Raw genomic sequence first — 13,569 nt, forward strand, 5'->3', positions numbered from 1 at the left:
TCAAGGGTGGTAGATGTCGTCCCTCGTCCACGGCAGTTCATGGCTGCCGTCGGCATGGGCCTTCACGGCGAGGATCTGGTGCAGGTTGATCCAGCCGCGAGCGAATGCATAAGCGCAGCCTGCCAGGTACAGACGCCAGATACGCAGCGCCTGGTCCGGCACCAGTTTCGCGGCGGCTTCAAGGTTGTCCTCCAGCCGTTCGCTCCAGTGGTCCAGCGTGCGCGCGTAGTGCAGGCGCAGACTCTCGACGTCGACGATCTCCAGACCCGCTTCGCTGATCTCGGCCGAGATCATCGCCAGGTGCGGCAGTTCGCCGTTGGGGAACACATATTTCTCGATGAAATCCCCAGCGCCGCGCCCTACAGGGCGGCCATCGGTGTGCTTGGCGGTGATGCCGTGGTTCATCACCAGACCGCCCTCTTTCACCGTGCCGAACAGGGTTTTGCAGTATTCGGCGAGGTTGGCGTGGCCGACGTGTTCGAACATGCCGACGCTGACCACTTTGTCGAAACGCCCGTCCTGGGGCAGATCTCGGTAGTCGAGCAGTTGCAGTTCGATCTGATCTTCCAGCCCCTCGGCTTTGACTCGCTCGCGGGCCAGGGCCAGTTGTTCTTTGCTCAGGGTGATACCGAAGACCTTGGCGCCAAATTCGCGGGCGGCATAACGCGCCAATCCGCCCCAGCCGCAACCGACGTCCAGCAAATAATCGCCGGGCTGCAAACGCAGCTTGCGGCACAGGTGCCGGAACTTGGCTTGCTGGGCTTGCTCGAGGGATTCACTGCCGGTTTCGAAATACGCGCAGGAATACGCCATGTCGCTGTCCAGCCACAGCTGGTAGAACGCGTTCGATAGGTCATAGTGATAGGAGATGGCTTTGGCGTCGGTTTCCTTGTCGTGGAGCGTGCGCACCGGCTGACTGTCATCGTCTTCATCAAGCAGCGCGGAGCTCAGCTCATCGCACACCCGGATGACTTCGCTGATCGAGCCCTCCAGTTCGAGCTTGCCCTCGACGAACGCCGCCCCCAGCGCGTCGAGACTTGGATGGGTCAACTGGGACACCATCAATGGGTCCTTGACCACAATGGTGACGCTGGGCGTCGGGCCCAGATTGAATTCATGGCCGTCCCAGAGTCGCAGGCGAAGCGGAAGCTGCAGATTCTGTAAGGCCGGTGGAAGTTGCGCGAGCATGGAATATCCCCCTGGTTTCAGACGTCTGCTCTGAGGGTAGACCATCCTTGAAAATTAGCAGGCTATCGATTTGATAGTCGCCGACTATCAGCCGCAGAGGCTGTCACCGCGCTGTCATCCTTGTGTCAGTGCGCCTTCTCAAATGACTGCGAGAGCGGCGCACAGTTCGAAAATTGATCAGTCCGATGCTTTTAGCTTCAGCAGTGGTTCCTGAAAACGCAGCAAGCGACCGGCATTGCCCAGAACCAGCAACGTGCTCAGGTTGTGCAGCAACGCAGCGATCATCGCACCCGCTGCACCGAGCCAGCCGAAGGCCGCGAACACCACAATGGCCAGCGTCCAGCCCAGGCCGATGACCACGTTCACTTGCAAGGTCCGTCGGCACTGACGGCTGAGGCGCACACAAGTGCCGAGCCGACGCAGGTCGCTGCCAATCAGCACGATGTCGGCGGAGGCCAGCGCGATGTCCGCGCCGCCCGCTCCCATCGCCACTCCGACCACGCCCGCCTTGAGCGCCAGCGAGTCGTTGATCCCGTCGCCGACCACCATCGGCCGAAAGCCGTTGTCGATTTCCTTGAGCACTCGATTGAGTTTGTCTTCGGGCAACGCCTGGGCTTCGACTTCGTGCAGGCCGACATCCTTGGCCAGTGTCTGCGCGACGCTTTGCCGGTCACCGGTCAACAGCAGTTGTCGTCCCAATCCGAGGTCACGCAGTTCACTCAGGGCAAATCGCGCTTCCGGTTTGACGGTGTCGGCCAGCAACAGCCAGGCGAGGAATTCGCCGTTCAGCGCCAGCCCGGCAATCGGGCCGTCGTGTTCGGGGATCGCCGTGGTCGGGATGCCCAACTGCGCAAACAGCTCCGGGCGCCCGAGCGCTGCTTCGCCTTGCGCAGTTCCGGCGACTACGCCCAATCCCTGCCGCTCATGAATATCGGTCAGCACCAGCACCTGTTCCGCGCTGATCAATCCGGCCAGCGCGCGGCTGACCGGATGGCTGCTCGCCGCACCCAGACTTGCAGCCAGCGCCATCACCGACCCGTGATCCGCTCGCGGGCTGTTGATCGACTGCAAGCGCAGCGTGCCGTAAGTCAGGGTGCCGGTCTTGTCGACCACCAGCGAGGTGAGATCGGCCAGTTCCTCAAGGAACGCCGAACTGCGGATCAGAATCCCGTGCCGAGCCGCCACCGCCACCCCGGCAATCGCCGTGGCCGGCGCCGACAACACCAGAGCGCATGGGCATGCCGCCACCAGCACCGCGAGCATCGCCTGTGCATCATTGGTGATGAACCAGGTCACCGCCGCGAGCAACAACACCAGCACCATGTAACTGCCGGCATAACGTTCGAGCAAACGAGTGATCGGTGGTTTGGAGCGTTCGGCGTTCTGCATCAGCGCGATGACTTTGCCGAGGGTGGACTCATCCCCGGTACGGGTCACTTCGATTCGCAGCAACCCGTCGAGGTTGATCGCTCCGCCGAACACCGCCATGCCGACGCCCGCTTCCACCGGCACCGACTCACCGGTGATCGACGCCGTATCGAGGCTGGCCTGGCCGGACAACACCCGACCGTCCGCCGGCACCCGATCCCCGGCGCGCACTTCGACTTTGTCGCCGGCCTTGAGCGTGCCGTTGTCGACTTCGATGATCGAGCCGTCCGCCTGCACCTTGCGTGCATGGCTGCGCGTCAGTTGGCCGAGGGCATGAATCGCTTCCTGGGAGCCGATCACACTGCGCTCTTCCAGCACGTGGCCGAAGATCATGATGATCGGCAACAGCGCTGCCGTGAGCAGATCGCCCGTGGCCCAGGCCCCGATCATCGCCAGGGCGATCAACTGATCGGTGATGCCGTGCAGGCTCGGATAACGCAGGCTGAACCACGCCGAACGCATCACCGGCACCGCGACTAATAAAGAAGCGAATCCGAGCAACAACTGACTGACGCCCGACTGTTCCGGCATCACCCAGCGCCAGATCAGCCCCAGACCGAGCAAGCCGAGGGCGAGCATCGCCAAAGTCAACTGGCGCGCGGCGCGGCGTTGTTCGGCCGAGGACAACAGGCTCGGTGCGGTGGTGGTGGCAGTCATTTGCTGGCTCCCTGAATGATCAGGCGTGAATCGTCTTTTGGATCGACCGTGGTGACCGAACCGGCCTGACCGAGAATCTTCGGCATGCGCTCGCGGTACAGACGCAACAGCATTTGCGGGTCAGTGCCCTGCTGTTGCGCCTTAGCCAGGCTCAGCACCGTCGCCGTGTCGGCGGAGGCTTTGGCCAGGCGCTCACCGGCTTGGGCATGGGCGACTTGCAGCGTGCGGTCGGCCTGCTCGTTGGCGGACTGGGTGAGCTTTTCGGCCTCGGTGCGGGCATTGGCGACCGCTTTGTCGGCTTGCTGGCTGGCGGTGAGAACGGCGTTGAAAGCACTGACCGCCGGCTCCGGCAGACTCGATTGCACATCGACCCTCGCCACTTCGATGCCGATGCCCTGCCCGCTCGCCTTCAACTCGGCGAGACGTCGGTTGATGCCTTGCACCAGATCACCGCGCAACCGTTCGCGACGTTTGGCCGCCTGATTATCAGCGCCGATCAACTCTGGCCGCGCCACCAGAATCGTGTCCAGATCCCGCGCCGCCGTCAGCGCCACTGCGCTGCGCGTTACCACTCGATCCAGCGCCGGCAGCACATGTTCGCCTTGCAGTACGAAGTCATAGGGATCGGTGACTTTGTAGAACACCCGCACATCCAGCTGCACAACACCGGCATCACCGGTGAGCAGATAACCGGAACCGGCCAGCGCATCACTCAACGGCGTAGCAAAGGTTGCAACGCGATCCGCCTGCAAGGCCTGATCACTGCGCAGCAGATTTTCTACCCTGCGTTCGATGACACGATCTGCCGCCGGCAACAAAACCACCTGCTCGAACGGCTGCGGCCAGGCCAATAACAACCCGGCATTCTGAATGCGATCCAGCGCTCCGAAATGCAAAACCACCGCGCGATTTTGCGGGTCGATCTGCCGGACATTGGAAAACGCCCAGGCCAATGCCGCGAGCACGGTTACCGCGTACAGCGCGAAAAACGCCAAACGTCCTGCTTGAATCCACGGACTGTTCAGCGAATGTGTTCCACGTGGAACTTCATTCATGGCTGCGATCCGCTTTTGCTGTCGAGATTCGGCGGACCGTCGACCAACACCCGGAACGGCGCGGCGTCGGTGCGCAGGATCAGTTTGGTATCCGGCGAAACAATGGTGCCGAGGGTGTCCAGCGAGCGCAGCAAGTTGTACAGCTGCGGCGAACCGGCATAAGCGCGTCCGTAAATCTGCGCCGCTTCCACTCGCGATTGGGCTTCGATATCGGCGGCCTTCACCGTAGCATCGGCTTGCACGATGCGCGAATCGCGTTCGGCGGCGGAGCGGATTTGCGCTGCTTCACGTTTGCCAATGGCGGTGCGTTCGGTGGCGATGGTTTCACGCTCGGCACGCATCCGGTCAACCGTTGCGGTGAGGGTCACCGATGGCAAGGTCAGCCGTTCGATGCCCACTTGCACCACGCGCACGCCGTAAGTGGCGAGCAGCTGCTGATCGATTTGCTGACGCAACTGCGCTTCAAAATCGGCGATGCGAACCTGGCTGGCATCGGTGTTCACCAGATTGGCCAGATCGAAACTGCTGGCGGTTGTTTCCAGTGCCGAGCCGACAAACGTGCGAATCTGCCGGGCCGCTTCGTCCGGCTGGTTCTGCACAGCGCGCATGAAGCGCTGCACGTTGTCAGGATCGCCCTGCACCTGCCAGGCCACGTAAGCCTGAACGATGATGCGCAAACCGTCGCGGGTGCCGACGTCCTGCAAGCCGCTGGAGGTCGTGCGCAAACGCAGATCCACCGGAATCGCCGCTTCGAACGGTGCCGGCCAGCGCCAGCTCAGACCCGGATCCAGCAACACGCGGGATGGATTGCCGAACCGGGTGATGACAGTGGCTTCACCGGAGCGCACTTGCACCAGGCTCGCCGCCGCGATGGCGAACGCCACCAGTAACGCTGCCCAGCCCATGCGTTTCCACGGAAAAGGCCCCGCCTCTTCCGGCGCACCGTGGTGATGGTGATTATGCCCGTGATGGTGATGATCGCCGCCGTGAGCATGATCGTGGCCGCTGTGGTCATGGTGATCGTGAGTGTGCGACTGGCTCAATGGGTGGCTCCTGGCTGAGCGGTGGTGCGCGCCGGATCTGCCGGCAGCGTGAACGTACGCAGGTCGATGGTCGGTGCGTTACTGCTGCCGCCCAGACGATGGTCGAGTACCAACAGTTTGGCTTTGCTCAAACCCTGGCTGAGTTGGCTGAGGTATTGCTCCAGCACGAAGGCCTGGCCGGCGCTGGCGTAGGCTTTTTGTTCGGCGCTGAATTTCAGATCCGCCGCCCGGGCCGTGGCGTTGATTTCGTGGGCGTTGGCACTGGCCTGGTCCCGCGCGAGGCTAGCCTGCAACTGCGCCTGATTACTCGCTTCGGCAGCGGCACCGCGCTCGCGGGAGATCAACGCCTGAGCACCGATCTGCGCCGCTTGCACGCTGTGATAGGCATTGGCCGCCCCGGCTGGCGGGTGTATCGCTTCGACCACTGTGGCGAGGATTTCCACGCCGCTGTCGAGTTTCTGCAGATCGCTTTGCACGGCGCGGCCGATTTCTTCGGCGAGCCCGGTCCTGTCCCCGCCAAGCAAACCGTCGAGTGTGCGCGAGGCAAAGTCATGCACCAGAATCCGGCTGGCGGTGCTGCGGATCAGCGTCGGCACATCGGCGCTGTTGTAAGTAGCGGCCAACGCCGCTTGATCGCTCAGGCCGATGCGATAGACGAAGCGCACGTCCATGTTGACGATCTGAAAGCTCTGCTGATCGCCCCGGCTGCTGGCGATAACCTGGGATTTGTCATTGACGTGGCTGGCATCCCACAAACGGTTGGCAGTAAATGGCGCCGGGCCTTCTGCCGGATCCAACTGCACGGCTGCCGGGTTCTCGCCGACACTGGTTGCCAGTTCATGCACCACACCGTTTTCAACGTTCAGCACACGCCCCAACGGCCAGGGCAAACCAGCGTGCAAACCCGGACCGAACACCTGCACCGGTTTGCCGAAGCGCTCGTAGATGCCACGGCTTTGCATCGGTATTTCGTGAAGGCCGGTGAGCAACCAGCCCACCGCTGCCACCAACACCAACACCGGCAAGAAGGCGCGGCGCATGTAACTGAAGGCCCAGATCTGACGCAGATCGATGCCGAAGCGGTTATGCAATTCATGCTGCAACGCGAGCAGAGGTTGTGGCGGCCAGCGCAGCAGATCGGCGACGAAACTGCGCGCCAGCAGCACCGGTTCGAGCTGTTCGCGGCGCGGGCTGAACAGCGACAGCAAGGCACGCAGCAGCAATTCCACAGCGACCAAACCCGGCAGAATGCCAATCAGCACTGCCAGACGCACCGGCCAGATTGCACTGTCACTGGCGAACAACAGGCACAACGCGCCCAGCACAAGACTAATGATTGCCACCCGCGTCAGTTGCGCCAGCGCTTCGGCCTCGGGCCATTGCGCCGGGTTTTCCTGCGCCAGTTGCCGCTCCAGTACCAGCAGAGCGAACGCCAGCAGCAACGCGATGGCCGCGCCGACCGTGGCGGACAACCCCACTCCCGCCGCCGGCAGCGTCAGGCTCCACATTTGCTCGATGCTTAACAGCACCAGCAACGACCACCCGCCCAGCCACAATGTGGCCGCGCCGATCTGCCCTAGCAGGTGCAGACTGCGTTGACTCATGCGATCCAGCAGTCGCTCGTACCAGCCATCCGGCGCAGGTTCTTCAGCAGCCGTCACCGGCACGACGGGATTGATCACCCGCGCCCGCCATTGTGTCACCCACCTCGCCGATTGCAGCCCGGCCACCAGCACCAGCAATGCCGCGCTCTGATTGACCAGCAACGCGGGCCACAGCGATTGCGGTGCAAACAGCCCGACAAAAAACGCCAGCACCCACCCTGCCCCGGCCAACGCACCCAGACCGATCACCAGGCGACGCAAGCGCCGGCCCTGCGTCGCCGCTTGCTGAAAGCGCGGCAACCCGGTCACTGGCGTGCCTTCATCCAGATCGACTTGCATATCCCCCCAAAACCCTTGGCTCACTGCACATATCGTTACGATATAACGAAAGTCGTGAAATATTTGTACTCATTTGCATCATTCAAAGACGCGCAACCTGTCGCTTGCCTGAAGCCTTGACCGAAATGTCGGGAAACGCTCATATTACGCTCGTAATTTTTAGCACGAACTACTTTTACTGATCCGCATCCTTCAGCCAGGAGCAAGAGCATGAGCAACTATGACGTGGTGATTCTGGGCGGTGGCCCCGGCGGTTATAACGCAGCGATCCGCGCCGGCCAACTGGGTCTCAAGGCCGCGTGTGTCGAAGGCCGCGCCACGCTGGGTGGCACCTGCCTGAACGTCGGCTGCATGCCGTCCAAGGCGCTTTTGCATGCGTCAGAGCTCTACGAAGCGGCGTTGGGCGCGGAGTTCGCCAATCTGGGCATCGAGGTCAAACCCACGCTCAACCTCGCGCAAATGATGAAGCAGAAAGACGAAAGCGTGAGCGGCCTGACCAAAGGCATCGAATTCCTGTTCCGCAAAAACAAAGTCGACTGGATCAAGGGCTGGGGCCACATCGACGGTCCCGGAAAAGTCAGCGTGACCGGCGATCAGGGCAGCAGGATCGAGCTCACCGCAAAAGACATCGTCATCGCCACCGGCTCCGAGCCCACTCCCCTGCCCGGTGTGGAGATCGACAACAAGCGCATCCTCGACTCGACCGGTGCGCTGTCCTTGAGCGAAGTGCCCAAGCATCTGGTGGTGATCGGTGCGGGCGTGATCGGTCTCGAACTCGGCTCGGTCTGGCGCCGGCTCGGCGCGCAGGTGACGGTGGTGGAATACCTCGATCGCATCTGCCCCGGCGTCGACGGCGAAGCCGGTAAGACTCTGCAACGCTCGCTGAGCAAACAGGGGATCAGCTTCAAGCTGAGCTCGAAAGTGACCAGTGCCACTTCTTCGGCCACTGGCGTACAGCTCAGCGTCGAACCCGCCGCTGGCGGCAGCGCGGAAATCCTTGAAGCCGACTACGTGCTGGTGGCCATCGGGCGTCGTCCGTACACCCAGGGCCTGGGCCTGGAAAACGTCGGCCTGAGCACCGACAAACGCGGCATGCTCGCCAACAAACAGCATCGCACCGAAGCACCCGGCGTGTGGGTAATTGGTGACGTGACGTCCGGGCCGATGCTCGCGCACAAGGCCGAAGACGAAGCCATGGCCTGCATCGAACAGATCGTCGGCAAGGCCGGCGAGGTCAATTACGACCTGATTCCCAACGTGATCTACACCCGCCCGGAGCTGGCCAGCGTCGGCAAGACCGAGGAGCAGTTGAAGGCCGAAGGTCGGGCGTACAAGGTCGGCAAATTCCCGTTCACCGCCAACAGCCGGGCGAAGATCAATCACGAGACCGAAGGTTTTGCCAAAGTCATCGCCGATGAGCGCACCGACGAAGTCCTCGGTGTGCACCTGGTCGGCCCGAGCGTCAGTGAAATGATCGGGGAGTTCTGCGTCGCCATGGAGTTCAGTGCCTCGGCCGAAGACATTGCCCTGACCTGTCACCCGCATCCAACCCGCTCTGAAGCGTTGCGTCAGGCGGCGATGAATGTCGAGGGGATGGCAACGCAGATGTAAGCACTGTGCGAATACTTCCCGCGCAATGCGGGAAGTATCAGGACGGCAGATGCCCCAGCGGCAGCGCGCCGGGCGTCTTCACCGTGTGAATCGCAAAATTGCTGCGGATGTCGCTCACCCCCGGCAGCTTCAACAGGCACCCGGTGAGAAAGCGGTCATAGGCGCGCAGATCCGGCACCACCACTTGCAGCAGAAAGTCCGATTCCCCGGACACCAGAAACGCTGAAATCACCTCCGGCAACGCCGTCACCGCCCGGTGGAACGCCTCGGCTTGTTCGTCGTTATGCCGCTCGACCTTGACCCCGACAAACACCGTCAGACCCAACCCCACTTCATCCCGATCCAGATTGGCCTGATAACCGCGAATCACCCCGGCCTCTTCGAGCATCCGCACCCGGCGCAGACACGGCGATGCCGACAGACCGATCTCGTCGGCCAACTGCACATTGCTCAAGCGCCCGTCCCGTTGCAGCGCGGCGAGAATCTTGCGGTCGAAGGCATCCAGTTTCATGGTTGGCAGATCCTGATGGTTTGAGCGGTGAATGAGCGCAGATTATGCCAATTCAGAGGCCTTTAGAAGCTGACTACGCAACCACCTGCCCCGCCCTTCGGCCCTAGACTGAGGCGACCGAATCGACAACGAAAGGGGTGCGACATGGCGAGTCTCTGGCTGTTTTTCCTGGCGCTGGCAGTGGTCTTTCTGTTGCCCGGCCCGGACATGATCCTGCTGCTGCAGACCGGCGCTCGCCAGGGGCGCGGTGCAGCGCTGGCCACGGCGGTGGGTCTGGCCATCGCCCGAGGCTGTCATGTAGCGCTCGCGGCGTTGGGGCTGGCGGCGCTGTTCAAGGCGGCGCCGTGGACGTTCGATGCCGTGCGGATCGCCGGGGCGGCGTACTTGCTGTGGATCGGCATTCAGTGCCTGCGCACCACGCTGCTGCCGGATCTGAACGCCGGCACCATCACGGACAGTCATGCGCAGTGCTACGCCGCCATCCGTCGCGGCCTGTTGACCAACCTGCTCAACCCGAAAGCGTTGCTGTTCTGCTCGGTGTTGCTGCCGCAGTTCATCGTGGCAAATGGCGCACCGGTGCTGACGCAATTCGCCGTGCTCGGCGCGATGCTGGTGGGCGCAGGCCTGCTGTTCGACAGCGCCTACGCCCTGACCGGCGCCGCGCTGGGCCGCTGGCTGAAACACAGCCCGACGGTCCAGCGAGTGCAACAGTGGCTGTTCGGCAGCCTGTTGATCGGCTTTGCCGTGCGCCTGACGTTCGTCCAGCAGGCTTAGGTTTTGCGGGCCTTGCGCTGACGGCGGGTAATGATCACCAGCGCAATGAAGGTCAACCCGACAATGGTGCCGATCTGTACTGCACGCTTGTAGGGTCGCAACACTCCGCGTACAGCATCGACAACCTGGGTGACGTAGCGTTTGTCTGCGTTGGCGAAATCCGGATAAGGGCATTGCTGGCCGAAATAGCCGCCCCAGCCCATGTACGGACCTTCTTTCACATATCGCTGATACAGCGCGCTTTGCTCTTGCAGGCTGCTATTGAAACCGGCTGCCGAGCACAACACCGCAGCAAACGCCTGACTGGTGTGCGGCAGATTATCCGCCGCACGGCTGGCCAGCGCCGTGGCAACAAACCGATAGTGATAGCGCTCATCCGGCTGCGCTTCACTGGCCTTCTGGCGCTGCACTTCAGCCTCGCTCACCAAAGGCCCAACTTTCAGTTCGGTGGTTTCCAGGCTGTAGTTGCCGCCGAAGGTCGCGTAATCCGGGGCCATTTCGTAGCCCAGGATGTCCATGCCCCACTCACGGGCTGTCCACGCAGCATTGAACAGTGCGCTGGCACGTTTGGTCGGCCACCATGCCGAATCGGCTTTGAGGCGTTGCTCACCATAGAGCCGCGCCTTGTTCTGCAGATCCGCGCTGTCGAAATAACCGACCGCTTCTTCGTAGTGCCCCTCACGCAATAAACGCCGACCCAGCAGATTACGCAGACTGGCGGCCACCGGCAGCGGCACGTAATTGTCGCGATCCTGCTGGCTCAGCGCGGGCGGTGCCGGGACGTTGGTATCGACATAGTTTTTCAACTCCTCGACCGTCAGCACGCGCTCGGCCACGGTCGCGGCGTCGAACCAGTAAATGGTCTGGCTGCGATACAACTGATCCAAGGCCTGCAGGTACTCGCCACGTTGCAACGCCAGAATCGCGCTTTCACCCTCGACCCGGCACTTGGGCTGCACGCTTTCGAGATTCCAGTCGGCAGTGCGCCGCTCGCCCCAGGATTCGTCCTGCGGGAACGCTTGCGCGGCTTTCGCATAAGCCGCAGCCGCCGCGTTCCTGTCGCCATCGCGCACCGCCAGTTTCGCCCGCAGCCACCACGCCAGGCCGCTGTCGCCAGCGTGTTCGAGGAACGCCTTGGCGCTGGCGTAATCGCCCTGTTGATAATTCATCGCCGCCAGACGATCAGCGTTATCGAGGCTGCCGCGGGTGCTCGCTTGCAGCGCCTTGACCAGCTTCTTCTCGTTCGGCGGTTCATCGCCGAACCACCAGCCGATCCGGCTGATCAGCGAGGCGGTCACCAGTTGCTGCACGGCTTTGCCACGCAGCAACTTCTCCAGTCGATCCTCGGGCTCTTCTGCCAGATCGTTCATCAACAGCTTCAGCGAGGTGTAGCCGACGTTCGAGCCATGCAGGTTTTGCGTAGCATAGAGTTCGATGGCTTTGTCCCAGCTGCCGGCCGTGCGCAGTGCTCGCGCCTCTTCGCCAAGGCTGGCCACGCCCAGTTCCAGCGGATCACTGAAACCGTCGATGCTCAGCTGCCGCGTCTGGCGGAAAGCTTCGATGGCGTTTTCCAACGCTTCAAGCGCGTCGCCCGTTTCGCTGCTCATGGCAAAGAACGCCCGGCCCAGCGAATAAGCGGCCCAGGTGCTGCGCAACGCGCGTTGGTCAGCCGGCAGCGCCAGCAACTGACGGAAATATTCGACAGCCAATTGATGGTCACCGGCACCGAACGCCACGGCGCCCGCCACATACAGGCGCAGTTCCGCTGGCAGGCTCGCGCCCTGCACCTCGACCTGACGCGCGTCGGTCAGGCTGCGCAGCTGTTTGACCAGCGCTTGCTGTTCAGGCGTCAGGCCGATCTGTTCGGCCTTGTCGCGCACCTCGGCAGGTTCTGGAGCCTCGGCGTAGATGTCATCCGGATTGTGGGTGGCGGCGGTGACGTTTTTCAGCCCGGCAATGGTTTTGCCGAGGCGACTGATCTCGAACCTGAAGTTGCCCTCCGGCAGTTCTGCCAGCGATTGCCCGCGATCGTCGAGCAGACGCATCGGGAAATCCGGGCCGCAGGCCAGCGCCGAGCCCAGCGGCAGGCTGAGGCTCAGGCAAAGCAGATGGCGCGGCCAGTTACGGGTCAACATGCGAACCTCCTTGATCAATATTTGCGCAGCGTGCCCAACCGATCGCACGCTGCCCGTTCGCCGGCAATCGGCCGTCGCGCAGGCGGGTGAAGGTAAGCAGATCCGCCGTCTGTTGCAACGCATAACCGGTGAGCGCATCGGCGCCTTCACAGCCCCGGGCCTTGAGGGTGATGCGGGCGGGCCAGGCGCTGTCGAGGTTGCCGACGTTACGCAGGGCAATGTCTTGCAGGCCATTCTGATCGGTAAACACCAAGCCGAGCTGGCTGCTCAATGCATCGCCTCGGGCGACCGAGCGTAGCGTGCTCAGGCTCCAGGCTCTGCGGTCGTTGGCCAACGGCAGACGAAACCAGATCAGACCGGCCAGATGCGCCGGGCGATCGTCGCGTAACTCATTGGCCAGCCGGCCCAGTTGTTGCGGATCGGCGAGCAATTCGCGTCGCTGGCCACCGCGCTCGAGCGGCACTTCGCTTTCCACCACCGGGGCGCCGTCGGCAGCCGCCAACAACGCCACGCCATAGGCCGGCAGTGCCAGATAAAACGGTTTGTCGGTCACCCGCCCCCAGGCCTTGCCCCAGCGCTGGGCCAGCTCGGGATCGAACAGACCGCGACGCGGATCGCTGACGGCATGCACCTGCAACACGCTGCTGTCGACGGTCGCCAGCAGCGCCGGCAATTGCGGGCTGTCGAGCCAGGCGGGCAACGCGGTGATGCTCAGGGGCAGATTGGCCGGCAATGCGCCGCGCAACTGAGTGAGGAATTCAGCGTAAGCAGGCAGTCGGGCATTGCCGGCGTCATGATCGATCTCGACGCCGCTCAGGTTCAGCCCCTGGCCTTGCCAGTCAGCGAGCACTTGAAGGATTTGCGCCGTGACCGCTTGCGTATCGAGCGCCTTGAGCTGGCCGTCGAGGCGAATCACCGCGATCAACGGCCGCGCATCGCGTTTCAGCAGCGCGAAATCGACGCGTGCCCGACTCCAGCCGGCATTCGGGAAAGCCTGCAACGCCAATACCCGCAACGTCGAAAAGTCGTTGCGACTGTCGTTCAAGGCACGTTCATGGGCTGGCGTCCATTGCCGTTGCCAGACGTAAAGCTGCTGATCGAGCGGCACCGCGTCCTGTCGTTCACAAGCACACAGCAACAACACAGCCACCAGGGCCAACCACCCGATGATAAAGCGCATACCTTGCAGATCCCTGAGACATCAAGCTGCAAGGTTACACAAAA

The 13,569-nt window shown here is 62.6% G+C and carries 10 protein-coding genes; 2 read left to right on the top strand and 8 right to left on the bottom strand.

The features are described from left to right. The 5 genes from cfaB to hflK (C1X29_RS16630) all read right to left on the bottom strand — a co-directional run bounded on the left by cfaB (window position 1) and on the right by hflK (C1X29_RS16630) (window position 7,314). The gene (gene cfaB / locus C1X29_RS16610; protein WP_102717929.1) at window positions 1-1,188 is read right to left on the bottom strand and encodes a C17 cyclopropane fatty acid synthase CfaB; all 1,188 of its coding nucleotides are present in this window, start codon (window positions 1,186-1,188) and stop codon (window positions 1-3) included. A 177-nt stretch (window positions 1,189-1,365) separates the two neighbouring features. Beyond that, window positions 1,366-3,273 carry a heavy metal translocating P-type ATPase gene (locus tag C1X29_RS16615; protein ID WP_102717930.1) on the bottom strand — a complete coding sequence of 636 codons (1,908 nt, stop codon included), beginning with the start codon at window positions 3,271-3,273 and terminating at the stop codon, window positions 1,366-1,368. Continuing rightward, a complete protein-coding gene (gene hflK, locus C1X29_RS16620) occupies window positions 3,270-4,328 on the bottom strand; it encodes a protease modulator HflK (RefSeq protein WP_102717931.1) in 1,059 nt (352 codons plus the stop codon). The genes C1X29_RS16615 and hflK (C1X29_RS16620) overlap by 4 nt, the downstream gene beginning before the upstream one ends. Then, the gene (hflC, locus tag C1X29_RS16625) at window positions 4,325-5,371 is read right to left on the bottom strand and encodes a protease modulator HflC (protein ID WP_102717932.1); all 1,047 of its coding nucleotides are present in this window, start codon (window positions 5,369-5,371) and stop codon (window positions 4,325-4,327) included. Before hflC ends, hflK (C1X29_RS16620) begins: the two co-directional genes overlap by 4 nt. Then, complete coding sequence (gene hflK, locus C1X29_RS16630; protein WP_102717933.1) at window positions 5,368-7,314, bottom strand: protease modulator HflK; 1,947 nt, start codon at window positions 7,312-7,314, stop codon at window positions 5,368-5,370. Before hflK (C1X29_RS16630) ends, hflC begins: the two co-directional genes overlap by 4 nt. Before the next feature lie 210 nt (window positions 7,315-7,524). On the opposite strand from hflK (C1X29_RS16630), the gene lpdA reads away from it, so the two are divergent. Continuing rightward, window positions 7,525-8,925, top strand: a complete 1,401-nt coding sequence (gene lpdA, locus C1X29_RS16635) for a dihydrolipoyl dehydrogenase (RefSeq protein WP_085747982.1) — start codon at window positions 7,525-7,527, stop codon at window positions 8,923-8,925. A gap of 37 nt (window positions 8,926-8,962) precedes the next feature. On the opposite strand, the gene C1X29_RS16640 is transcribed toward lpdA, so the two are convergent. Then, entirely contained in the window at window positions 8,963-9,436 is a 474-nt protein-coding gene (locus tag C1X29_RS16640) for an Lrp/AsnC family transcriptional regulator (protein WP_007954205.1), read from the bottom strand. Window positions 9,437-9,580: 144 nt separating this feature from the next. Here C1X29_RS16640 and C1X29_RS16645 point away from each other — a divergent pair, with 144 nt between their 5' ends. Next, window positions 9,581-10,210 (top strand): LysE family translocator, encoded by a 630-nt coding sequence (locus tag C1X29_RS16645; RefSeq protein WP_102717934.1) that lies wholly within the window; start codon window positions 9,581-9,583, stop codon window positions 10,208-10,210. Here the strand turns inward: C1X29_RS16645 and C1X29_RS16650 are convergent. Both C1X29_RS16650 and C1X29_RS16655 read right to left on the bottom strand, forming a co-directional pair. Beyond that, on the bottom strand, window positions 10,207-12,345 hold the full coding sequence (locus C1X29_RS16650) for a hypothetical protein (RefSeq protein ID WP_102717935.1): 2,139 nt from the start codon (window positions 12,343-12,345) through the stop codon (window positions 10,207-10,209). The genes C1X29_RS16645 and C1X29_RS16650 overlap by 4 nt on opposite strands. Further along, window positions 12,332-13,525: a DUF3142 domain-containing protein gene (locus C1X29_RS16655; protein WP_102717936.1), complete on the bottom strand. Its 1,194-nt coding sequence runs from the start codon at window positions 13,523-13,525 to the stop codon at window positions 12,332-12,334. Before C1X29_RS16655 ends, C1X29_RS16650 begins: the two co-directional genes overlap by 14 nt. Window positions 13,526-13,569 lie beyond the last annotated feature (44 nt).

It is taken from the genome of Pseudomonas sp. GW456-12-10-14-LB2 (assembly GCF_002884345.1).
Lineage (GTDB): Bacteria > Pseudomonadota > Gammaproteobacteria > Pseudomonadales > Pseudomonadaceae > Aquipseudomonas > Aquipseudomonas paraglycinae.

Excerpts from the sequence above, each read along its gene's own strand:
- cfaB (WP_102717929.1), bottom strand. The coding sequence starts at position 1,188 with ATGCTCGCGCAACTTCCACCGGCCTTACAGAATCTGCAGCTTCCGCTT.
- C1X29_RS16615 (WP_102717930.1), bottom strand. The coding sequence starts at position 3,273 with ATGACTGCCACCACCACCGCACCGAGCCTGTTGTCCTCGGCCGAACAA.
- hflK (WP_102717931.1), bottom strand. The coding sequence starts at position 4,328 with ATGAATGAAGTTCCACGTGGAACACATTCGCTGAACAGTCCGTGGATT.
- hflK (WP_102717933.1), bottom strand. The coding sequence starts at position 7,314 with ATGCAAGTCGATCTGGATGAAGGCACGCCAGTGACCGGGTTGCCGCGC.
- lpdA (WP_085747982.1), top strand. The coding sequence starts at position 7,525 with ATGAGCAACTATGACGTGGTGATTCTGGGCGGTGGCCCCGGCGGTTAT.
- C1X29_RS16640 (WP_007954205.1), bottom strand. The coding sequence starts at position 9,436 with ATGAAACTGGATGCCTTCGACCGCAAGATTCTCGCCGCGCTGCAACGG.
- C1X29_RS16645 (WP_102717934.1), top strand. The coding sequence starts at position 9,581 with ATGGCGAGTCTCTGGCTGTTTTTCCTGGCGCTGGCAGTGGTCTTTCTG.
- C1X29_RS16650 (WP_102717935.1), bottom strand. The coding sequence starts at position 12,345 with ATGTTGACCCGTAACTGGCCGCGCCATCTGCTTTGCCTGAGCCTCAGC.
- C1X29_RS16655 (WP_102717936.1), bottom strand. The coding sequence starts at position 13,525 with ATGCGCTTTATCATCGGGTGGTTGGCCCTGGTGGCTGTGTTGTTGCTG.